The organism is Actinomadura hibisca NBRC 15177, assembly GCF_001552635.1.
Taxonomy (GTDB): Bacteria; Actinomycetota; Actinomycetes; order Streptosporangiales; family Streptosporangiaceae; genus Spirillospora; species Spirillospora hibisca.
In genome coordinates, this window is the sequence record NZ_BCRO01000028.1 from 46899 (window position 1) to 68603 (window position 21705).

Annotated in this window: 13 protein-coding genes and 1 tRNA gene; 2 read left to right on the plus strand and 12 right to left on the minus strand. The window is 69.3% G+C overall.

The window, feature by feature from the left end; all coding sequences use genetic code 11:
• Window positions 1-13: 13 nt before the first annotated feature.
• Window positions 14-3670: a BREX-2 system adenine-specific DNA-methyltransferase PglX gene (gene pglX / locus AH6_RS14690; protein WP_067479652.1), complete on the minus strand. Its 3657-nt coding sequence runs from the start codon at window positions 3668-3670 to the stop codon at window positions 14-16.
• A gap of 41 nt (window positions 3671-3711) precedes the next feature.
• Window positions 3712-8133 (minus strand): BREX system serine/threonine kinase PglW, encoded by a 4422-nt coding sequence (pglW, locus tag AH6_RS14695; RefSeq protein ID WP_067479690.1) that lies wholly within the window; start codon window positions 8131-8133, stop codon window positions 3712-3714.
• 170 nt (window positions 8134-8303) lie between these two features.
• Between pglW and AH6_RS14700 the strand changes: the two genes are divergently transcribed.
• Complete coding sequence (locus AH6_RS14700; protein WP_067479655.1) at window positions 8304-11336, plus strand: AAA domain-containing protein; 3033 nt, start codon at window positions 8304-8306, stop codon at window positions 11334-11336.
• 3 nt (window positions 11337-11339) lie between these two features.
• Here the strand turns inward: AH6_RS14700 and AH6_RS14705 are convergent, their stop codons facing one another.
• From AH6_RS14705 to AH6_RS14720, 4 genes are all read right to left on the minus strand, one after another.
• On the minus strand, window positions 11340-12260 hold the full coding sequence (locus AH6_RS14705) for a hypothetical protein (protein ID WP_067479656.1): 921 nt from the start codon (window positions 12258-12260) through the stop codon (window positions 11340-11342).
• A 21-nt stretch (window positions 12261-12281) separates the two neighbouring features.
• Entirely contained in the window at window positions 12282-13403 is a 1122-nt protein-coding gene (locus AH6_RS14710; protein ID WP_067479657.1) for an AAA family ATPase, read from the minus strand.
• Window positions 13396-14571, minus strand: a complete 1176-nt coding sequence (locus AH6_RS14715) for a DUF262 domain-containing protein (protein WP_067479658.1) — start codon at window positions 14569-14571, stop codon at window positions 13396-13398. The genes AH6_RS14710 and AH6_RS14715 overlap by 8 nt, the downstream gene beginning before the upstream one ends.
• A 129-nt stretch (window positions 14572-14700) precedes the next feature.
• Window positions 14701-14773 (minus strand) — tRNA-Asn (locus tag AH6_RS14720).
• Between the two features lie 150 nt (window positions 14774-14923).
• Here AH6_RS14720 and AH6_RS14725 point away from each other — a divergent pair.
• Window positions 14924-15235 carry a YtxH domain-containing protein gene (locus tag AH6_RS14725; protein WP_067479659.1) on the plus strand — a complete coding sequence of 104 codons (312 nt, stop codon included), beginning with the start codon at window positions 14924-14926 and terminating at the stop codon, window positions 15233-15235.
• A gap of 54 nt (window positions 15236-15289) precedes the next feature.
• On the opposite strand, the gene AH6_RS14730 is transcribed toward AH6_RS14725, so the two are convergent.
• The 6 genes from AH6_RS14730 to AH6_RS14755 all read right to left on the minus strand — a co-directional run bounded on the left by AH6_RS14730 (window position 15290) and on the right by AH6_RS14755 (window position 21701).
• On the minus strand, window positions 15290-15787 hold the full coding sequence (locus AH6_RS14730) for a hypothetical protein (protein ID WP_067479660.1): 498 nt from the start codon (window positions 15785-15787) through the stop codon (window positions 15290-15292).
• Window positions 15788-15796: 9 nt separating this feature from the next.
• Window positions 15797-17116: an amylo-alpha-1,6-glucosidase gene (locus tag AH6_RS14735; RefSeq protein ID WP_067479667.1), complete on the minus strand. Its 1320-nt coding sequence runs from the start codon at window positions 17114-17116 to the stop codon at window positions 15797-15799.
• A 121-nt stretch (window positions 17117-17237) separates the two neighbouring features.
• Window positions 17238-18092: an HAD family hydrolase gene (locus tag AH6_RS14740; RefSeq protein ID WP_157431486.1), complete on the minus strand. Its 855-nt coding sequence runs from the start codon at window positions 18090-18092 to the stop codon at window positions 17238-17240.
• Window positions 18089-19219: a cysteine protease StiP family protein gene (locus AH6_RS44675; protein ID WP_067479668.1), complete on the minus strand. Its 1131-nt coding sequence runs from the start codon at window positions 19217-19219 to the stop codon at window positions 18089-18091. Before AH6_RS44675 ends, AH6_RS14740 begins: the two co-directional genes overlap by 4 nt.
• Complete coding sequence (locus tag AH6_RS44680) at window positions 19216-20571, minus strand: phosphoribosyltransferase family protein (RefSeq protein ID WP_067479670.1); 1356 nt, start codon at window positions 20569-20571, stop codon at window positions 19216-19218. The genes AH6_RS44675 and AH6_RS44680 overlap by 4 nt, the downstream gene beginning before the upstream one ends.
• Window positions 20568-21701 carry an HpcH/HpaI aldolase/citrate lyase family protein gene (locus tag AH6_RS14755; RefSeq protein WP_245679306.1) on the minus strand — a complete coding sequence of 378 codons (1134 nt, stop codon included), beginning with the start codon at window positions 21699-21701 and terminating at the stop codon, window positions 20568-20570. The genes AH6_RS44680 and AH6_RS14755 overlap by 4 nt, the downstream gene beginning before the upstream one ends.
• Window positions 21702-21705: the final 4 nt, after the last annotated feature.

The following is a 21705-nucleotide window of genomic DNA, read 5'->3' on the forward strand; positions in this document are numbered from 1 at the left end:
ACCCAGACTCGGGTTACGCCTGCTTCTTGCGCCCGCGCGTGGCCGCCGGAGGCTGCCAGTCACGCAGATTCCTCTCAGAGAATCGGTGCGCGGTGCATTGGTCGTCTAGGAACGCCTGGAACTCCTCGGCAGGCACGCCTCCCCACTCGGAGTCGTGCTCGCCGTGCCATTGGTGAACCCACGGCAGCACTTCGAGGAGGCCGGCGAGCAGGGGCTTCAGCTTCTCAGACTCCCAACCGGCCTGCTCGGTCCGGTCGTTGACCAGGTTGACGAGGGCCTGTGCCTGGTCCTTGTGATCCCAACCGGCCCAGCCGAGCAACAGGCTGCTGTCGGCGTCCGGGCTCGCACCCGGGTAGGAGATGAAGCGCTCCTTGGGGACGTCGAGCTTGCCGCGATGCGACCAGTAGGAGTTCTTCTTGAAGTCCTTGGGCGCATACTTGGGCGGTACCGCGATGTCGAGCCGCGTGCCAGTGCGGTCTTCCTCGCGCTGCTTCTCCCAAGTCTGTTCCCACTCTTCACGCTTGCGCAGCCCGGTGTCGGTGTAGCGCAGCGCGGCCAAGTAGGGGACGTGCTCATCGGCGATGACCTCGGCCAGCACTTGAGCCAGCGGAAGGTCACGCTTGTTGAGATGGTCGGTGGCGTAGAGCGCGGCGACGTTCTGCATGTCCTCGTCGTTGCGGAACTGGTCGGCGAGCTGCGCGACGGTCAACGTGCGCGGCTGCTCGAACCCGTCCCGCAGCCTGAACCAGAGATCCTTACGCTCGCAGCGGTCCAGAATCCAGGTCCGCAGTGCGGCCCGCTCCTTCTTCTCCCACGGCTCGTCGGCCCAGCGGCGCTTGTACTCCGGCCGCTCCAGCAGCCCGATCCCCCGCGGCTGCTTCTCGATCAGATCGATGCGGGCCTGCACAACCCGTCGATACTCCTCCGGCCACCGCTCCGGAATCTCCGTGACGGGCGTAGATCCATGCCGCCGGAACCACTCGCTGTCCGCTTCACCGGCTACCACCCGCCGAGCAAGCACGATCTCAAAAGGCCGCTCTCCAAGTTCCACCTCAGGAAGGTCGATCGCATCTACTTCACAGAAGGCGCCTCGATCACTTACTCCAAGTAGCCCATAAAAGCCATAAACTTGCCAGTCCAACTCCTCTTGAAGAGAGATCATCTTCCGACGCAACACTCCTCGCCTGAACTGAACGTCATTTAAAGAATCACGATTAGATAGTGCATCATAATCACTTATCCGCACCTCAAGAAGGTCAAGCCCATCTGCGAGCAATGAAATTATTTTTGCAAGATCAATTGGCTTTTGCCTTGCAATAGGGAATTTTCCAACCTTGCTCGCATTGAATTGATGGGTCCACGACCAGGGTTGATCTGCGTCACCACCCCCCGAACCAACACTTCCACCCTTCTTATGACTCACTTGCCTCAGCCAGAAGCAAGCTGTCGAAGAGTTCAGCAGTCCGAGCAGGCCGAGGTATTCCTCTTCGCTGGTCTCATCAGGAAGCTTGATAACCGGCGCAGTACGATTGAAGACCCTCCCTCCTCGATCTAGCGCAAAGTGATTGTGCGTTGCAATCTCCCCATACGCGATCGATAGCGGATTCTTATACCTTGAACGAAAGAACATAGAGTATTCAAACCAAGTCAATTTGCGAGCAATTTGACTCTTTCCGAAAGCGATGCGTTCACGCAAATTCACCTTATAGGGCCACAAGAAGGTCAGTACAGCAGGATCACCGTGAGCCCTCAAAGATTCCGCATCGTAGGGCCATACCGACATGACAGGGTCAGCGATCCTCCATTCACGCGTTACATCACCTTCCACCAATGCACGCCAAAATGATTTAGGGATTCGGTGACGGCGTAGTGTGCCAGCACCAACCATGTACGCCGAGTCTTCTCGAGTTACAGCCCCAGCACCTATCTCCTTTGCTACATTACCCAAGGTTTCCTGGGCAGCTCCTTCAATAAGGCTCTGCATTTCAGAAGAACCGCCGCCAGATAGCGACCAAGGGTGAGTAGAAAGGCTGGTTCTCTCCACATCGACGACACTCACCCAGTCGGACTCGCTGCCTGGCAGAGGCGTCTGTCTGACGATGGACTGCCAAACACTCCCTTCGGACGCGTTCTTGGGCTGTGCGGGCTCGCCGCAAATTCCTTGCACTACGCGAATGGTCGCATTGGCATATGCCATTCGGTTTCGGCCGATAAGGATCACCGTCGGCGTGCCATGTCCAGGAATGTAGGCGCCTGACGTATCAATGACGTGAGTGACGTCAACTCGCTCATAAAACCAGCGAATCAGCTTCTTGCCAAACTCTCGCTTCATGAAAGAGTTTGCCGTAATCTGCCCGGTGTACCCAGCAGAGCGACCAGCGCCCCCGGGGGTGATGGCTAGCTCAAAGATCCGCTCTGCGAACGGAACCGAGAGCGCATAAGCGCCGCCAACCGCTTCATACTTCCTGTAGTTAGAATTCTCATTCTCGTCTTTGACGGTGATATAGGGCGGGTTACCGACCACTACATGATAGGAGTGCTTTCCCAGCAGGTCACAGCGCGCCGCGAAGCTTTGGACGTCCTCGGTCCGGTAAGTGAACTGCTCCGTATCGCCCCAAAGTTGGCCTGTCACGTTCTCTGCGTCGCGGCCATGCAGCAGCGAGTCACCTACCGCCACATTGATCGGGAACGTCGGTACACGGTCGAGCCGCTTCTCCCCCGCCGCGTACAAGGCAGCGATCAGCAGCCGGAAGCGCGCGATCTCCGCCGCGAACGGGTTCTTGTCGCACCCGTGCACCGACTCCAGCGTCCGGCGGATCAGCTCCCACCGGTCCACGTTCGGTGCAGCGTCTTCCCACTTCCGCAGCAGCCGGTGAAAGATCCCCAGCAGGAAGTGCCCCGACCCGCAAGCCGGGTCGATCGTCCGCAGGCCCCGCACTGTCGGATCGGTGCCCGGCCAGCCCTTGGGCTTGTGCCGCCATACCGGCTCCAGTCCGAATTCCTCCACCGCCGGCTCAAGCGTCAGGTCGAGGATGAACTCCTCGACGAACTCCGGCGTCTGGAGCAGCGCATACGTCTTCTTCGCGTGGTCCGACAAATCCTGGTACAGGTCGCCCAGGAAGCGCGTGTTCAGTTCCGCGTCCGTGAAGTCGTGCACAATCGCACCGTCCGGGCCGGTCCGCCGCCAGAACTTCAACAGCTCGCTGGCTGCCTCGTACGACGGCTCCAGCTCCCAAAGCGGGTTGTGGTCCTCGTCGAACAGCCCCGCAACGGTCTCGTTCGTCTCGGCCAAATGATCGAACGACTCGATCAGCCAGTCCCGGTCGTTCTTCTGCGGATTCTTCTTGAAGAACGCCTGGTGCCGCTCGTCGGCCTCCAGCAGCCGCTCCCCCGGCCCCGCGATCCACGCCTCGGCGATCAGGCCGTTGTCCTCGCAGAACCGCACGAACACCGTCGCCAGAACCCATGCCACCGCCGCCTGCGTGACCCGCTCGTCCCGCCACGGCCCGTATGTGGCCGCCGTGCGCTTGGCCTCCAGCGCCCGGTCGTACTCGCCCTGCAGCTTGTCCCTGAACTCCGCCTCGGACTCGGTCCGCTCGCGCAGGTCGTCCTCCAGCACGAGCACCTGCTTGCGCAGGTCCTTCAGCAGAGCCACGTGATCGACAGCCACCGAACGATCTCCTCAGGTTCTTCCATGCGACACGAGTTCCGCTAGGCCGCGCGGGACTCGTGCAGCCGCTCGACGAACGCCTTGTCCAGCACGATCCATTCGGCGTCGCCGCCGATCACTTCCACCGTCTTGCCGTCCAGGTTGGGCCTGGCGCGCGGTGCCTCCGACGGGCACAGCAGCCATACCCCGTGCGGGACGTCGGCGGACCGGCGGGCCGCGTTCTGCAGCCGGGTCAGCAGCTCATGCCCACCGTGCTCAAAATACCTGGCCAGCAGCCCGGCGTTGTGCAGGAACAGCACCGTCCGGGGGCCGTCGGCCCGCTCCAGCAGGCACTGCTCGACCCGTTCCATCACCCGGGTCACGAACGAGCGCAGCCCGCCCGGCATCTGCCCGGTCCGGGTCAGCTTCTCGTCGGCCCGCAGCACCTGGCCCCACTCGGCCTTGTGCTCGGCCGCCAGCGCCCGGAACTCCGTCAGGAACACCTCGGCGACGTCCACCGGCACCACCGGGTAGTTCGCCGCGATCGCCCCGGCCATGCCCGGCAGCTTCTTCAGGTTCACCGTCAGCGCCAGGAACCCGCCCCGCTTCGCCGCCACGCCCAGTCTCGTGGCGACCTTGTCCTGCCGGACGGGGTCGCTCCCGCCCGTTCCGGGCGTCAGGTTCGTCGCCGTCGTGGAGGTTGTCGGGTGCGGCACCGGCGCCGGAGGCAGGAACCGCTGCTCCCTGGCCTCGTACTTCAGCGGGAAGCCCGCTGCGGCGAGGGCCTCCTCCATCTCCACCCACGTCAGGCCGGGGCCGTAGGCGTCCAGGCCCGGGAACCACGCCTCCACCTTCGTCCGCAGGCCCTCCAGCGTGATCCCCTGCGGGTGCCGGACGCCCGCGCCGGCCTGGGCCAGCCGCAGTGCCTTGGCCAGCTTCAGATCACGCGGGTAGACCTGCATTCCGGGCGAGACCAGGATGCCCGGCACGACCGCGGCGGCCAGCCCGACCAGCCGGACGTCCGACAGCGGCGACATCCCCTCCGGAGGCGCGATCCGGCGCAGCTCGCGCAGCACCTCACCGCGTCCCGGCAACGGGTCCTGCCCCGCCAGCTCGCGCGCGAGACCGCCCAGCGCGACCGCGTAGTCGGCCAGTTCGCCCGGCGCCGGGTCGTCGGTACCGGGCAGCGACTCCAGCGCCACCAGCACCTGCGGCCCCCGGCGCAGCCGGGCCAGCTTGGGCTCGTCCTCCTCGTCGCGGCCGGGTCCGGTGTACATCTCGGCCTCGACGGCGGCGCGGACCACCGCGGACGCCAGGACCATGACCGTCTGGTCGTCGAGCCGGTCACCGGCACCGTGCCGGACCCGCAGCTCGGCGGCCAGCTCGGAGACCGACGCGATCCCGCCGAACGCGCGCGTCCGCTCCACGACCTCCTTGCGGACCGGCTCCATCCAATCGGCCTGCGCCCATTCGGTGACCGCGTCCTTGTAGTACCGCGACACCGTGGTCTGGGTGATGTTCTGCACGCTCTTGGCGACCTGCGCCTGCGTGGGCCACTGCTCGGGCACCTCGGGGAGCGCGCCGTCCTCGCCGGGCAGGTTCAGCAGCAGCCGCAGCACCTTGGCCTTGCGGGAGTTCTTGGCCGATGCGGTCGGGATGAGCAGGGACGCCAGCTCGTCGATCCGAACGCGGCCGACCATCGGAAGCGGCGCGTCCTGGCCGTCGGTGCCCTGGCCCGCGACGGGCTGGTCGCCCTGCTGGTCGGGGGAGCCGAACTTGGCCGTCCACTGCTTGTGCCGCCGGTTCAGCTCCTTGCGGGCGACCGCGCCCGCGCCGCGCGCCTTGGCGATCTGGTAGAGCGGCACGCCCAGCAGCCCGCCGACGGTGGTGGCGCCGAAGCCCGCGGCCACCGATGCGGCGCGCGGCGACAACCCGGCCGCCTGGAGCGGCGTCTCCAGCGTTGCGGCCTCGGCCGCGACGTCGCGGGCGGCCTGCAACGCCTCGGTGTCCAGGATCGTGTCGGCCTCGTCGCCGGTGGCGGTGACCTGCGTGGTGACCGGCGGGGCCTGGTCGGCCTTGCTGAAGACCTCCCGCCAGGCGTCCTCCATCCGGCCGAAGGTGTCGAAGCGCTCGTTGACGTCACGGTTCAGGGCGCGGGAGAAGAACGCGGTCAGGCCCTCGCGCAGCGCCGGGTCGAACAGGTCCGCCGCCAGGTACGGCGTCGGGTCGGAGGTCGTGCGCGGGTCGGTCTTCTCGTCGCCCCAGCGCGGCTTCTCCCCCGACGCCATCTCGTGCAGGGTGACCGCCGCGGCGTAGCGCTCGGCGTGGTCGTCGAAGTCGGGGCGGCTGTGGGTGCCCAGAAACGGGTCCAGGTAGCCGCGGGTCCCTGCGGTGGCGTCGCGGTCGGAGACCCCTGAGTGCGAGAAGTCCAGGAGCTTCAGCTCCCAGGTGCGGTCGGCGCGGCGCAGCACCCCGAAGTTGTCGGGCTTGAGGTCGCGGTGCCGCACGCCCTTGGCGGCGAGCTGGTCCAGCGCGCGGAACAGGTCCCGGCCGTAGCGTTCGAGCTGGTGGTAGGTGAGCTTGCCGTCGTCCTTCAGCACCCGGGCCAGGGTGCGCTCGCCGGCGAACTCCAGGTCCAGGACGGTGCGGTCGCCCAGCTGGCGGGGCCCGCCGAGCAGCCGGACGATGGCGCCGCCGCCGACCTTGCCCAGCGCGACGGCCTCGGCGTGCAGTTGCGGGGCCTTGGTCTCGTCCAGCGCGACCTTGAGGACCCGCTGCTCGGTGCGCTCCTCGCCGTTGTCGTCCTCGACCGTGCGGGCCACCAGGAACGCGCGTGCGGTGCCGCCGCTGCCGAGGACGCGCTCGACCCGCCAGACCCCGTCGACGTCGCCGTCCACGGCCTGGCCGGGAACGGCGGTCAGCGGATCGGTGCCCGCCCAGTCCTGGTCGGCCGCCTCGTCGGGAACGGCGCTGTCCTGCTCGATCTGGTCGAGGATCTCCAGGAACCGCCCGGCCGACTCCAGTCTGTCGCCGGTGGCGCCGCGCGTCGCCTGGAAAACGAGCCGGTCCAGCTCGTCGGTGAGGCCGGAGGCCACCGCGTACGGGTGCAGACCGCCGTCGGCTGCGCTGACCCGCTCGATCAGTGTCGGCCGGTCGGGCGCGGGCGGCTCGCCGGTCAGGATCAGGTAGGAGATCGCGCCCATGCCGAACACATCGAGATCGACGGGGTCGGCGTAGGGCATCTCGAACTCCGGCGCCAGGTACACCAGCGCCGAGTCCTCCAGGTGGGTGTCGTCGGCCAGCGAGTTGCCGATCGACTTGGGCGTGGCGGTGTCGAAGTCGCGGGCGGCGGTCTGCCAGTCGACGATCCGCAGCACCGGCTGCGAACCGTCCTCCTTGGCCGTCACGTACACCGACCGCGCGGCCAGTGCCCGGTGGTACAGGCTGCGGTTGTGGGCGTAGCGGACGGCCTCGGCGAGCTGCCGCACCAGGTCGAGCCGGACCTCGGAGGTCAGCGAGCCGCCGTACACGTTCAGGTAGGACTGCAGCGGCAGGTCGCCCGGCGCGTGCCGGAACAGGATGGCGGGGCCGCCCTGGTGCTCGCCGATCTGCACCGCCTGCGCGATGCCGCGGTGGTTGATGCCCTGGAGCACCTGGTACTCGCGGCGCGCGGCGCGGTCCACCGACCGGCGGGACTCGTCGGTGGCCATCTGGCTCACCAGGTAGATGCGCACCCGGCCGGCCTCGGACACGATCTGCTTGCGCTCGGCGAGCCGGTCCTCCCAGGTCGGGCCGGAGTCGAGCACCTGCGGGGCGAGCTTCCAGCCGTCGCCGAAGTTCAGGTGGGCCTGGGAGCTGGTGATGCCGATGGCCTCCAGCAGCTTGGGGAGCTGCCGGGAGAAGTTCGGCGAGACCCGCAGCGACTCCTTGTGCGGCGGCACGCCCAGCAGGTCGGCCCAGATGCGGCCGAGGCCGGTGTCGACGTCGTCGCGGCCGTAGACGCGGGCGCGCTGCACCTCGTCCAGCTCGCTGACCAGGTTCGGGTCGGTCAGGAAGACCGCCGGTTCGACGCGCGGGACCTTGACGCCGGTCAGGTGCAGCTTTCCGGCCGCCCAGCTCAGCCGACTCCGCAGCTCCTTGCTCTTGCGGTCGGTGAGGTGCAGCGGGTTGTGCAGGTGGCGGGCCCGGTCGGGGCCGTGGAAGATCCAGTCGCCGCCGTTGTTGACGACCCGGCCCGGATGCCCCTTCAGCTCGACCAGGTAGAGACCGCCGGGGGTGGCGATGAACAGGTCGCACTCGTTGACCCGGCCGGAGGCGGCGGTGAAGGAGAAGGTCGCCCAGGCCCGGTACGGCTCGACCTTGGGCATGAGACCGGCGACGTGGTCGAGGCCGTCCTGCTCCCACGGGTACTCGGACCTGCGCTCCTGGAACCAGCGCTGAACGGGCGGAGGCGGCTTGGGCACCGGCTTGCTGGACTCGGCCACCGTCATCCCCTCTCGCCCCTGGACACGCCCTTCGGGACGCGCATCGATCTTATCGGCCAGCCCGTCCGCGCACTGGTTTTTCGCCCTGCAATCGGTGATCACCTGACGACAAGTCAATGATCCGGTAAATTTTTTCCCCACGGTGCCGGTGTAGCCAGCGGGGAGAACAGTTGACCGAACGCCGAACGGGCCCCTATCCGATTCCCGACCTCCACCGCGCGGTCCGAGCAGAGATCACCGCCGCCCTCAACAGCGACATGACCGGTGCGCCCGGACTCCCGTTGAGTGACGGTACGTGGATCGGCGGGTCCGGGGACGAGCGCGAGTACCTGTTCTCCTGCAAGTCCTGGAGGGACGCCTTCCACGGCAAACGGCTGCTGATCCGCCTGTCCCGGGGCTCCGCCCCCTGGGCTCCGGCGCAGATCCAGCGGATGCACGACGGCAAGATCAAGGTCGTCACCGCCGCCGACCTCGGCTCCGCCCCGCGCAACGCCAGGCTCGTCGAGGACGACACCGCCGGCCTGGAGATCCTGGCCGAGAAGCTGGAACGGGCGGGCGACCCCAACGGCCCGGTGAACACGACCACGGCGAACTGGCTCATCGGGCAAGGACGGCCGCGGGTCGGTCGGTGCGACACCCCGGACCGCTTCATCAGCGGCTACCGGCAGCGGCAGCTCAACCTCCGCCAGCGGCAGGCGATCGAGCATGCGCTCGGCAGCGAGATCACTTTCATCTGGGGTCCGCCAGGCACCGGCAAGACCGAGGTGGTGAGCTGCCTGGTGGAGGGCTGCTACCGGCAAGGGCTGCGCGTGCTGTTCCTCGCCCCCACCCACGTGGCCGTCGACCAGGCCCTGGAGCGGATGTGCGAGCTGCTGTCGCAGGAGGCGGGATTCGGCGACGGGCTCGTCCAGCGGGCCGGGGACATCGCCCTCGCCTCCCTGGCCGCGAGGTTCGGTGACCGGATCGTCCCGGAGCGGATCGCCGAGCGTCTGGGGGCTGCCCTGGACGCCGAGATCCTGCGGGTCACCCCGCAATTGGAGGCGCTGCGCCGCGATCTCGCCATCCATGACGAGTTCGACCGATCGGCCGCCGAACTCCTGCGGTTGCAGCAGGAGCTGGTATCCGTCGATCAGGCTCTCGTCCGGATAGAAGAGCGTGAGCAGGCCGCGGTGGCAGACGTCGCCGCTCTCCGAAGGGAAATCACCGATATCGGAGTGCCGTCCGGGTTCCGCGCTCAGCGCAAGCAGGCCCGGCTTGACCAGCTCCAGCACCAACTCGGCTACCGGCAGCACGTGCTGGGGCTGCTCGAGCAGGAGCGTGCCGTCCTTCGGCTCGACCGGCAGCGCCACTACGGTGATCTGGCAGCCGTGCAGTCCGCGCTCGCCCCGCTCCAGGTCAAGCGGAGCCGCTTGCAGGCGGCCGCGGACCTGCGTGATCTCATCGCCCGGTTCGAGGAGCACCTGGCCGGCCTCCGGGACCAACTGCAGAAGATCGCCGCCGCCGTCCGCTCGCGCTGCCGCGTCATGGGCACCACCGTCGCCAAGGCCGTGCAGTCCCGCAAGCTCATGGACACCGTCGACGTCGTCGTCATCGACGAGGCCGGCATGGTCGACCTGCCCTCGGCCTGGTACGCGGCGGGCCTGGCCGGGAAGCGCGTGGTGGTAGCGGGTGACTTCCGGCAGTTGCCCGCCGTCACCAGGGGGTCCGGCGACCGCCGCGCCGGCGAGGATGACAAGGCGCACTCCCGACGGTGGATGGATCGCGACGCCTTCCACGCCGCCGGGCTGGTGGACGAGCGCGGGACCGCACGTTCCGACGCCCGCATGATCTCGCTCAACGAGCAGTACCGGATGCGCCCGGCCATCTGCGCGGTGGTCAACGAGGTCGCCTACCCGGACGCACCACTGCTCACCGGGCGCGGCGACGGCAGCCGACTGCCCGCCTCACCGTTGATCGACGGGCCGCTGGTGCTCATCGACACCTCCGCTCGGCAGGTCGGCGACCCCAAGGCGCGCAACGCCCATCAGTCCAACCCCGTCCACGAGGCCGTGATCCACGAGCTGATCCGCGGCCTGCAGTACGACACGGTGCTCCCCCCGCGCAAGGCCGGTGCGGTACGGCCGACCGACCGCCTCGCGGTGATCGCTCCCTACACGGCGCAGAAGAAGGCGCTCAACACCAGCCTGGCCTACCGGTTCGGCGAGGCCTACGAGGGACTGGTGGACACCGTGCACCGGTTCCAGGGCAGCCAGCGGCCGCTGGTGGTCATCGACACCGTCGCCGGGGCAGGGTCCCAGCTCGGGTACTTCTACCAGGGCACGGGGCTGTCATCCAGTTCCTGCCGCCTGCTGAACGTGGCGCTGAGCCGTGCCCAGGACCACCTGGTCGTGGTCGCCAACGTGGAGTTCATGCGCCGGAACCTGCCTCCGGGCAGCGAGGTAGCGGTCATGCTCGACCACCTCGAACGGGACGCCCAGCGCCTCCCCGTGGATGAACTGGTCCCGGTTCGGGCCGCCGCCGACTTGAGCGGGCTGGACGCTGAGGAACTGGCCCGTCCCGCCTTCTTCCCGGCCGACGAGGTGGCCCGGGCCGTCGAGTGGGACATCGCCCGGGCGCGCAGCAGCATCGACATCTACTGCGCTTTCCTCTACCGCACCCCGGTCCGCAAATGGTTGAGCCACCTCTCACCGCGGCTCGCCGCAGGCGTCCGTGTCACGGTGCACACCCGGCCGCCCGAGCCCGACTCCCCGGCGGGCCCGCTCGTCCAGGAACTCAGAGACGCCGGATGCGAGGTGGTCGAGCGGGAGCGGATGCACGAGAAGGTGCTGATCCTGGACGACACCGTCCTTTGGCACGGCTCGCTGAACCTGCTCTCCCACAGCGGCTCCACCGACCTGATGATGCGCTTCACCGACCCCTCTCACTGCGAGCGCGTCCGGCGCATCATGGCGCAGACCCGCATGGACCGGCCCGCCCGTAAGCCGCCGCGGATCCACTCCGGGCAGGCCGCGTCCGGCAGCGGTGAGGTGAAGGCAGGGGAGGTCCACAACGGCCATCTCTACCTGTACATTCCCTATCCGGAAAAAGATGAGGCCAAACGGCTCATCGGACCGATGAACTGGAACGCTTCCCTGAGGCTGTGGGATGTCGATGCCGCGACACCGGTGGAGAAGGTCAGGCGCTGGTTGCCGCGCGGCACTTGAGTGTCAGGGGAACTTCAGCCCGATCCGGGCAATGGTGACGCTGCGGGCGGCGGTGTCGGTCCGGAAATGGATGCGGCCGGCGCCCGGCGTGTAATAGACATGCTCGTCGAAAACGCGCTCGATGCCGTCCAGATCGGTGAACACGCACTGTCCGCGACGCCTGTCGTGTTCGCCGTCGGCTTTTTTAGTCCGCCACCGGGGCGTCGCGCTCCCTTCGGCCTGCCACTGGGCGACCGTCGCCTCGATCTCCTTCAACCGCGAGCGCACCGACAGGAGGGCGAACGGTTGAAGATCACACAGTTGTTTCTCCACCTGCGGTAGGAAACGCAGATGAGGGAAGAATTCTTCTCGGTCCCGCCATAGGGCGGTTCCGGTGGTGACATCCGCGAGACCAGCTGCCTGCAAGTGTTCGCGGTGCTCATCAGAGTGCGCCGGACATGAGGCGTGCGCTACCTCCAACCGATCGCGGGAGATGCCGATATCGCCGTGCCGGTCCTCGACTAACATCTCCCGGTCGATCGCCAGCCGAGAACATTTCCAAGCATCGGCCAACGGCAGGCTGACCGCCACCCCGTCGACCAGATACGCCATCCCCAAGCCAAGAGCGGCCTGCTGCCCAAACAGGAACTGCATCGACTCGTCAAGCCCCGCCTCTGCCGGATTGAACGGCGCCTTGTTCTGCATGGCCCGCAACAATCGCCACTTGTCCCGATGGTCCCGTCCGGCTTTCTGCCAATGCACCAGCGTGTACCCCCGGACGAACTCCACCGCGCCCAGTTGAACGGCCGACAGCAGGTGCGTGTCACGCCGAATTCTGCGCGCCGCCAGCAGTGTGTCCACCAGTTCGGTGACCGCGTCGGCCGCGCGCTCGACAGGCTCGTCGGCGTCGCAGGACAGGTCGTTCAGACAGAGCAGAGCAGGCATGGGGGTGCGCCCTTCCGGAGGTCAGTCCAGGAGCTGATCCAGGGAATTCTCCCATTCATCGAAGAAGCCGTCCGGCCAATCCGACAACATGCCGTCCGGGCCTACGTTGGGGCTGAGGATCTCGACCCTTCCTGCGCTGCGATGGAAGTAGAGCAGCCGGACATCGGTGTGGGGCAGCGTTTTGTTCTTCACAGCGATGCGCAGGCCGTTGAGCACATGGTCGCTGTGGGTCTCCACGATGAGCTGCGCTCCGGCGGCGGCTGCCGCGGCCATCAGCATGGCCATCCGCGTCTGCCCGCGCGGGTGCAGATGCGCCTCGGGATTCTCCAGCAGCAGCAAGCTGCCTGGTCCCGCGCTCAGGCAAGCGATGACGATGGGCAGGACGTAGGACAGCCCGAACCCGACGTTTGTCGGGCGGTGCGGCCGGTTCGACGCCAGCGGCCCAGCCGTGCCGAACTGGTATCCCAGGCGGACCAGGTCGGTGCCGTCGATCGCCGACGCCTCCAGGTTGACGCCAGGGCAGATCTCGCGCATCCACGCATCGACCTGGTGGAGGAGACCGGCGGAGTCGACGGCGGGGTGGCGCAGGGGCTCCTCGACCATCAGGTCGTCGGCATGATGGCGCAGGAAGTTGACAGCGTGCTCACCCTGGCAGCCGAGAAAACCTCGCCGGATGGCGGCCTCATGGGAGCGCGGATAGCTGACCGCAGGGGACAGGCGTTCAGCTTTCAGGTACTGGAAGCCTCGATCGAACAGGGAGAGGGGCAGACCGGACTGTCCTGCGCCTGAGCGCAATGGGAGCAAGTCGTTCTCCGCGTGGTACTCGGCGGCCCACCTGAACTCTGTTCCGTCCGCGTCCAGGGCCAGGGCTATACCGCGTTCGGTCCCCTTCACCGGGACATAATCCTCGTGCAGGACGTCTTGGCCGGTCCCCAGATCGACCATCGTCCCGTTCAGCAGGAAACCGCCTTCGTCCTCGTCGCCGAACAGGCCGGCGTCGCCTGACTGCCGGAGCAGACCGAGCGACTGCAACACCGTGCTCTTCCCCGCCGAGTTGAGACCGGTGAGCAGGGTGAGGCGCCCCAGCGGGATCTCCGCGTCGGCGAACGCCTTGAAGTTGGTGAGCCGAATCGTGTCAAGCACGCAGCACCTCGCCGAAGAGTTCGTTGATGCGCTCGAAGCGGGTTCGAACGCTCCAGGGAGAGCCGGTGCTCACCGAGATCGACTGGAAGAAGTCCGGATCGTCTTCCATCAGATCCATCAACCGGTCGTTGACCCGCTGCTTGTGTTCGCTGCAGAGACGGGCCAGTTCATCGTCGGCGCGCTTAGCCAGGTTCACCGAGATCGCTTCGAACAGCGCCTTGTTGATCGGCAGCTTGCGCGTCTCACCGCGGTAGCGCTTGCGAAAGGCGTATCCCTCGAAAGTCGCCACAGCGACTCCCATCACCAGGTTGAACCTGCGGCGCACATGATCGATCCGATCCTCGCTCAGCTGGTTGATCCTGTTGGTGGCCTCACGCAGGAACGGGTCCAGGTCACGGTGCCGGTAATCCGCCGGATCGTTCAGGTAGAAGGCGATGAATCGCAGCACCATCTCCCGGTCGCCCATCCGGTCGGACTTGACGCTGCCCCCGGTCGCCTTCTGGAACCCTGGGGACTCGGCCAGCTCGCGGAGCAGGGCTCGCGACGGCCCGGGAATGAGCGCGTGCCTGAGTTCCTGCTGCGACAGCGGCAGGCCGCCGGTGTTGATTCGCGCAAAGATGTTGAACTTGACCGGCTCCGGGGTGCCCTGGCGGATCAGGTGCACCACCAGTTCCGTCTCCCGCAGCCTCAACTGGAGCCGGGGCGGCAGATCCTCGAAGGAGGCCCCGTCGGGCAGCCCGTCCAGCCAGTCAAGGTCGGTGAGGAGCAGCCGTTCCATCCCGACCGCGTCAGGATCGATGAAGCGGGCGATGGTGGTCAGCCGCTGGATGCCGTCCACGATCGACCAGACACCGTCGTCGCCTTCGGCCGCGTAGAAGGTCGGCAGCGGGATCCGCAGCAGCAGCGACTCGATCAGCCGGCTCTGGTTGCGCTGATTCCAGATGCCGGCGGCCCGCTGGAAGTCGGGGGCCAGGTCGATCATCTGGTTCTTGATCCGGGACAGGATCAGGTCCACCGTGGGTGTGCGGGTGACAACATCGATGTGCTCGGGATCGAACGGTTCCTTGATCTCGATGTCGGGGTCGCGCTCCACCCCGGTGCTGGCCCCGACCGAGTCGTACTCGATCAAGGGTTCCCGCTCGATGGAGATCTGCTCCGCCATTGCCATCCCGAGATCGTCCCGACACCGTGTCGCGCCAAGGCTACCGACTTCCGGCCGTCTGGCCCCGGGAACACCGACTGTCTCTGGGAACGCAAAGCGCCCGGCTCCCCTGAGGGGGCCGGGCGCTGGAAGGCGCTCCCGCGAGTGGACTCGAACCACTAACCTGCCGGTTAACAGCCGGCTGCTCTGCCGATTGAGCTACGCGGGATCGTGCCTGCTCCGGGGCTCTTCCGTCCCCGGCAGCACGTTTAGATTAGCGCATCCCGCGACCTGTTCGCGCATCCATATCGGGGGCGGGGGTTGAGACGTCTCTCGCGGGTATGGGTGGGGCACGAATCGACCAGACCAAGGGGTTGGAATGAAGGTCCGTACGCCGTTCATCATCGGTGCCGCCGTCGGCTACGTCCTCGGGACCAAGGCGGGACGCGAGCGCTACGAGCAGATCCTCGGTGTCTCCCAGCGGGTCAAGGAGAACCCCCGCGTGCAGGAGACCGCCGGGGTCCTGCGCACCAAGGGCGGGGAGCTGGCCGGGACCGCGCGCGAGAAGGCCGGTCCGCTGGTCGACAAGGTGCCCGCGCAGATCGGGGACAAGATCCCCGGCATGAACCGCGGCAGCTCCGCGCCGGCCGAGTACCAGGACCCGCGCCGGGAGACTCCCGCTCAGCCCTGACCTCAGGAGTCACCGGAACCCGGCCGGGGGAGCGCCTGGCCGGGTTCCTGCTGCTCACAGGCCTGTTTGGCGGCGCAGGTCTTCCAGTAGTTGTTCCGCCTGGGCGCGCAGGCCCGGGTCCTCGGGGTCCAGGCCCGCCTCGAAGACGAACGACCAGCGCACCTCTCCCCCGGTCGGCGGGCGGCGGCCCGCGATCCGCACGGTGCCGCCGCCGGGCAGCTTCGCGTGGTGGTTGACGGCGATCGTCGCCGTCACGCGCTCGCGCACGGTCTCGGGGACTGAGCCCGGTTCGGTCAGGCGGACGTGGTGTTCGGGGCCGCCCGACGTCTCCTGCACGTGCAGCCAGCCGTCCTTCCAGGACGCCTGGTCCACGCGTTCCCAGGGGACGCGCGTGAAGCCCTTCTCGGGCGTCGGCAGGTGCAGTGCCAGGGACGTCGCCACCACGTGCGAGCCGCCCCGCGTCGGCGCGAAGGCCAGGACGCGTTCGGAGCGGTCCAGCGTCAGGGCGTCGCGGACGGGGGCGGGCAGCCGGGAGGCCCGGAGAAGGCGCATGGGGCCACGTTACGCGGCCCGGGAGGTACGGCGGGCGCCCAGCAGGTCCAGCACCAGCGCCGCCGACCAGCTGTAGTCGTGGCTCCCGCGCCCCGTCCCGTCGAACGGGTCGAAGTACTCCCGGAACCCTGATTGGCGCACCAGACGCAACGTGGAGCCGTACAGCAGGTCCGCGATCACTGTGAGGCCGTGCCCGGCCGCGCCGTGCCACAGCAGCCAGTTGGTGTTGATCCAGGTTGGGCCGCGCCAGTAGCCGCCCCGGTCGAAGGCCGGGGCCTGGATGTCGCAGCTCGGCACCGGGTATCCGGCCGCCCCGGCGAAGCGCGCCGACAGCAGCAGGTCCACCAGGTTCCGCACGATGGACTGCGGTAGCTCCGGATCCAGGAGGGGGCCGAACGACGCCACCGTCACCACTGGCAGCAGGCGGCCGTCGCGCACGTCGCGGGCCCGGAAGCAGCCGGTGTCGGAGTCCCATAGGCGCGCCAGCAAGGCCCGGTGCACTCGGTCGGCGCGCTCGCGGTGCGGCACCGGGTCCGCGCCGACGATCGTGGCGATGTCGGCCAGCGCGTGCGTGGAGGCCAGGTAGATCGCGTTGACGAGGGGGTCCTCGACGGCGAAGGGGTGCGCCTCGCGCAGGTAGGCGTGGCCGTAACCCGCGTCGCGCAGGATCTCCACCAGCCACACGTACCGGTCGTAGTCCTCCCCCGTCGGCAGGGTGCGCGGCACGCGGTGCGGCGCGTAGCCGGTCGGCGGGAGCTGGAGCGCGCCGAGTGGGCGGTCCCAGGCGGGGCTGTTGTCCAGGCCCGATTCCCACGGATGGCAGATCGAGACGAGGCCCGTGGCGTCCAGGTCGCGGACCTCGGCCAGGTAGCGGTGCTGCGCCACCAGCGCCGGGTACAGGCCCGCCAGGAAGGCCCGGCTGCTCTCGACGTCGGCGGCGCACTCGTGCAGTCGCAGCGCGGCGAGGGCGTGCAGGGGCGGCTGGGTCAGGCCGGAGGTGCGGACCCCGTTCGGCGCGGCGGCCTGGCGGTCGCTGTGCCACAGTTCGGGGCCCGGGAAGTAGCCGTGCCGGGAGACCGCGGAGTTGAACACCATGTGCGGCAGCAGCCCGTCGGACCACTGGCCGCGGAACAGTGTCAGCAGCTCGCGCTCGGCCCGGTCGCGGCGGTGCCGGGCCAGGCCCATCGTGACGAACGCCGAATCCCAGCTCCACTGGTGGGGGTACAGGCCGGGGGACGGCACCGTGGCCGTCCCGGTCCAGTTGGCGTCCAGGACCCGCGCGGCGGCCTGCCAGAGCGCGGTCTCGTCACCGGTCAGACGGGCACTCATGAGATCGGCGTGAACCCCCCATCGCGTTCTGGCCGTCCCCCCGGCCGTGCCTTCCTGCACTGCGGGCTACCGCGATTGTGACCTCTGGAAGGCCCCGCGACGACCCCTGGACGGCCGTCGGTTAACTTCGCCCGCCGTCCCCCGGCGGTGATTGAGCACTGCGCTCCAGCAGCCAGCCGACGATCTCCTGCCCGGCCGCGATGCCGGACGCCGTGGTCACGGCGGTGTGCGGCGCGGTCCAGCCGGTGTCGTGCAGCTCGCCGTGGGCGGGCCGGACGGCGGCGTCGGCGGCCTCCAGAAGTTCGGTGTCCAGCAACGAGTCCCCGGCGGCGAGCATCAGGTCGGCGCCGGAGCGGCGGGCCACCTCGGTCGCGGCGGCGGCCTTGGTGAGCGCGGCGGGCAGGCAGTAGACCTTGCGGCCCTGGAGGGACGTGCGCCAGCCGCGCTCGGCGCACCAGCCGGTCAGGTCCTCCACCCACGACGGCGGCAGCGCGGCGCGGTCCACGACGGTGTAGGCGAACAGGTCGGACGCGGTGCGCCGCTTCAGCACGAAGTCGCCGCCGATCCGGGTGAGGTATTCGCCGATCTCCGCCAGCGGCGCGCCCGCCTCGGCGTTGCGGGCGCGCACGGCGGCGGCCCAGTCGGCGTCGTCCACGCCGTCCACCAGCAGGTGCCCGCCGTTGGCGCAGATCGCGTAGGCGGGCGGCTTGTCCAGCAGGTGGACGCGCCGGTACTGCTCGGGCGTGCGCGTCGTCGTCGGCACGAACGTCGTCACCGCCGCCAGCGCCTCCAGGCCGCGCGCCGCCGTCTCGGTCAGGTACGACAGCGGCGCGCCCTGGTAGAACTCCACGCACACCAGGCGCGGCATGTCCTCGTCCGGCCCGGTCAGCGCCATCGAGTTCACCGAGTAGATGAGGGTGCGGTCCAGGTCGGAGCAGACAAGAACGTTGACGGGGGCGTTCGCGGGCTCGCTCACTGCGCGGCCCCCTGGCCGAAGCGGGGATGGATCAGGCCCATGCAGGCGTAGGGGATCTCCTCCGGCCCGACCTCCAGGACGGGGACGCCGCGGTCGGCGGCCAGCAGCCGGATGTGGGCGAGGTCGGCCCCGGCGTCGGCGCGGGCCAGGACCTTCCAGGGGACGCGGCGCAGCAGCACCCGCGTCGTCTCCCCCACGCCCGGCTTGATCAGGTTGAGGTCGTCGACGCCGTGCCGCTCGCCGACCCGGCGCACCGCCTCCCAGCCCGACCAGTCGGGCGTGCGGTCGGCGGCCCGCAGCTCGGGGAGATCCTTGGCGACGCGTTCGGCGACGTCGGGAAAGCAGGCGGTCACCGCGTCCAGGAACGTGGCCGACACGTCCGCGTCGGCCAGTTCGGCGTAGAACTTCGCGCCGTGGAAGTCGTCGGGGCCGATCAGCTCGTCGTTCAGCACGGTCCGGCTGACCAGGCCCGACACCGTCGAGTTCAGCGCCGCCGAGGGGATGAGGAAGTCCTCGCGGGTGCCGTACAGCGGCGTGCAGCGGCCGGGGTCGGCCAGCACCGCCAGGTCGTCGGGGAACCGGTCGCCGGTGGCGGCGGCGTGCTCGGCGAGCGCGGCGGTCAGCTCCTTGGTGATCGCGCCCTTGCCGGTCCAGCCGTCCACGAACATGACGTTCGCGGGGTCGTGGTGGGCGGCCAGGTAGCGCAGCGCGTTGCGGTCGATCCCGCGACCGCGCACGATGCTGACGGCGTAGTGCGGCAGGTCCAGGCCGTGCGCGAACCGCGCCCAGCGCCGCACCAGCACCCCGACCGGCGTGCCCGCGCGCGCCAGCGACACCAGGACCGCGTCCGGGCCGCGCTCGGCGATGATCAGCTCGGTGATCAGGCCGACGGCGTGCGCGACGCGCTCCGCCGACGCGTCGAGGGCCTGGTGGAACAACTTCTGGTAGGCCGGGCCCGGCTGGTACTCCACCGGCAGCGACTCGGCGTAGTGCGCCCGGCCCGCCTGGATCGCGGCCTCGCGCTCCTCGGTCGGGGCCTCCAGCTCGACGCCGGACAGGTCCTTGAGCAGCCACGCCACGTCCTCGGCGGGGTAGCTGCCGAAATCCGGCCCGTACAGCGGGGTCACGCGTGCTCCTTCGTTCGGTCGGGGACGGCCGCCAGCACCACCGGGGCCAGGCCGCGCAGCCGCGCCAGCAGGCCGCCGGCCAGCGCCGGGGTGTCGCCCGCGGCGTCGACGACCAGGACGATCGTGCCGAACGCGCGGGCCGGGTCGGCCCCGGGGCCGACGTTGTAGGCGTAGCGCTCGCCGGGCCCGTCGGCGGGATCGTCGTGCGCGGGGAACGACAGCCGGGTGCGGATCGCGTAGCCGGGGTCGTCCACCGCCAGGACCGGGGAGCGGGTCGTGGTGGAGTAGCGCACGTCGGTGCCGGGGGACGCGTCGGCCAGGGCCTCGGCGAGGCGCAGCGGCGCGTACATCAGCTCCTCGAAGCCGAGCACCAGCACGCGTCCGGCGTCCTCGGGGAGGGCGGCGGCCAGCCGGTCGGCCATGGCGGGCAGTTCCTTCTCCAGGCGTTCGCGGTGCTCGGGGCGGAAGCCGTGGCGTCCGCCGTCGGGCAGCCCCTCCGGCCACCCCAGATCCACGCGCGTCACGGGGAACGAGCCCTGCGGCACGGATTCGGAGGCGGTCGCCTCGACCTCGGCTACGAGCGCCTGACCGGCCTCCAGGACGCCTTCGGGCAACTCGACGCGGCCGGTCGCCAGGGCGACGGCCTCGATGCGGGTGTCCAGCTCGTGCGCGAGGGCGCGCATCCGGTCGTGGTCGTCCGCGCCGCGCAGGTCCACCAGCGCGGCGATCACGTAGTGGCGGCGAGGGCGGACGGCGTGCAGCTCGCGGATCGTGTTGAGCACCGTCTGCCCGGTGGACAGCTCGTCGTCCACCAGCACCAGCGGGACGTCCCGGTCCAGCGCGCGCGGATCGGCGGGCAGCAGCAGGTGGCTGGTGGCGTGGCTGTGCTCCTCCTCGAAGCCGCCGTAGGCGTCGTGGCCGGGCACGGGGCGGCGGGTGGAGTGCAGGTAGTAGGCCCCGCCCAGCGCGTCGGCGACCGAGTGGCCGAGGGCCGTGGCGGTCTCGGCGTAGCCGAGTACCAGCGCGTCCACTGGAGGTTTCGGCTCGCGCATCCGGTCGCGTAGGGCGGCGGGCGCGCCGTTGAGGGCGTCGTCCAGGAGGGGGCGGTACGGTTCGCCGTCGCGGTCGGTCAGGCGACGTCGGACCAGCTCGCCCAGCAGCAGCCCCGACCCGTACACCAGGCGCGGATCGGTCGGCACGTGCTTGCCCAGCACCGCCGACACCAGCAGGTGCGCGCGGCGCGGGTTGCGGCGCACTGCCAGTCCCACCAGGTCGGCCAGCCCGTCGCCGACGGGACGGACGCCGAGCCGCGCCCGCACCCACTCCCCCGGCCAGGTGTCCGGCCCGGTCACCGGCTCTCCGCCGCTTCGAGCAGCTCCACGAACGTCACGCCCTCCGCCGCCACGCCGAACACCTGCGCGCGCGTCATCAGCCGCTCCGCCCAGGCGCGGTGCGGCTTGGCCTCGTTCATCTTGTTGGCGTAGGCGCTGGCCATCGCGCCGCCGCCGGTCACGCCGAGCACGTCGGCGGCGTCGAGGTACTCCTCGTGGGTCACCACCGACAGCGCGTGCACCGCCGCGACGTGGCTCGGGTGGATCACGGTCTTGCCGGTCAGGCCGTTGGCCTTGTCCAGGTGCACTTCACGGATCAGCCCGTCCAGCTCGGTGCTGATCAGGCGCTGCCGCAGCGGCGCGGCCTGCTGGCGCTCGAACGGCGACTGGCGCAGTTGCGGCTTGAACATGCGCTCCCCGGCCGAGAAGTACTCCCACACCGGGCCGGTGACGATGTGGCCGGTGCCGTCGGCGCGGCCCAGGATGTTGACCACGTCGGCGATCACGTCGGCGACCTGCCGGATGTCGTAGATCGTGAGGTCGGGCGGGCGGCGCAGCCCGAAGGCGGCCGACAGGTCGGTGGCGCCCAGCCGCACCGCCAGCACCAGCTCGCGGTGCTTGGCCAGCAGGCGCGCGACGTCCTGGAGCATCTCCACCCGGGACTCCACGAACACCGCCTCGCGCGACTCGATCACCGGCATCGCCAGCAGCCGCCGCCCAGAACGTTCCACCGTGCGCTCCAGCGTCTCCAGGAACGCGCCGCCGGTGGCGGCGGTGAACTTGGGCAGCACGAACCCGGTGATCATCTCCAGCGCCGGGCCGAGCCGGGCCGCCAGGTCGCCGATCTGCTCGGCGGCGCGCACCCGGACGAACAGCAGCGGGGCCTCGCCGCCGGGCCCGCCGTCGCGGACGCGCCCGTGCAGCAGCCGCAACTGGGCGACGGCGTTGGCCTCGGCGGCGGTGAGGTCGGCGTCGGCGATGGCGTCCTCCAGGCACACCACCATGCTCGTCACGCCGCGCCGGGCGGCCTTGGCGATGTCGTCGGCGAGCGCCGGGCGGGTGGCGGGGCTGTAGAGCGTCGCGCCGAGCGCGACCGCCAGCAGGGCGGGGTCGTCGTGCCGGTCGAAACGGCGGGGCTGCCGGTAGAACAAGTGT

Coding starts and splice junctions, on each gene's coding strand:
- AH6_RS14725 (WP_067479659.1), top strand. CDS start 14,924: ATGAAGGTCCGTACGCCGTTCATCATCGGTGCCGCCGTCGGCTACGTC.
- AH6_RS14735 (WP_067479667.1), bottom strand. CDS start 17,116: ATGAGTGCCCGTCTGACCGGTGACGAGACCGCGCTCTGGCAGGCCGCC.
- AH6_RS14705 (WP_067479656.1), bottom strand. CDS start 12,260: ATGCCTGCTCTGCTCTGTCTGAACGACCTGTCCTGCGACGCCGACGAG.
- AH6_RS14730 (WP_067479660.1), bottom strand. CDS start 15,787: ATGCGCCTTCTCCGGGCCTCCCGGCTGCCCGCCCCCGTCCGCGACGCC.
- AH6_RS14715 (WP_067479658.1), bottom strand. CDS start 14,571: ATGGCAATGGCGGAGCAGATCTCCATCGAGCGGGAACCCTTGATCGAG.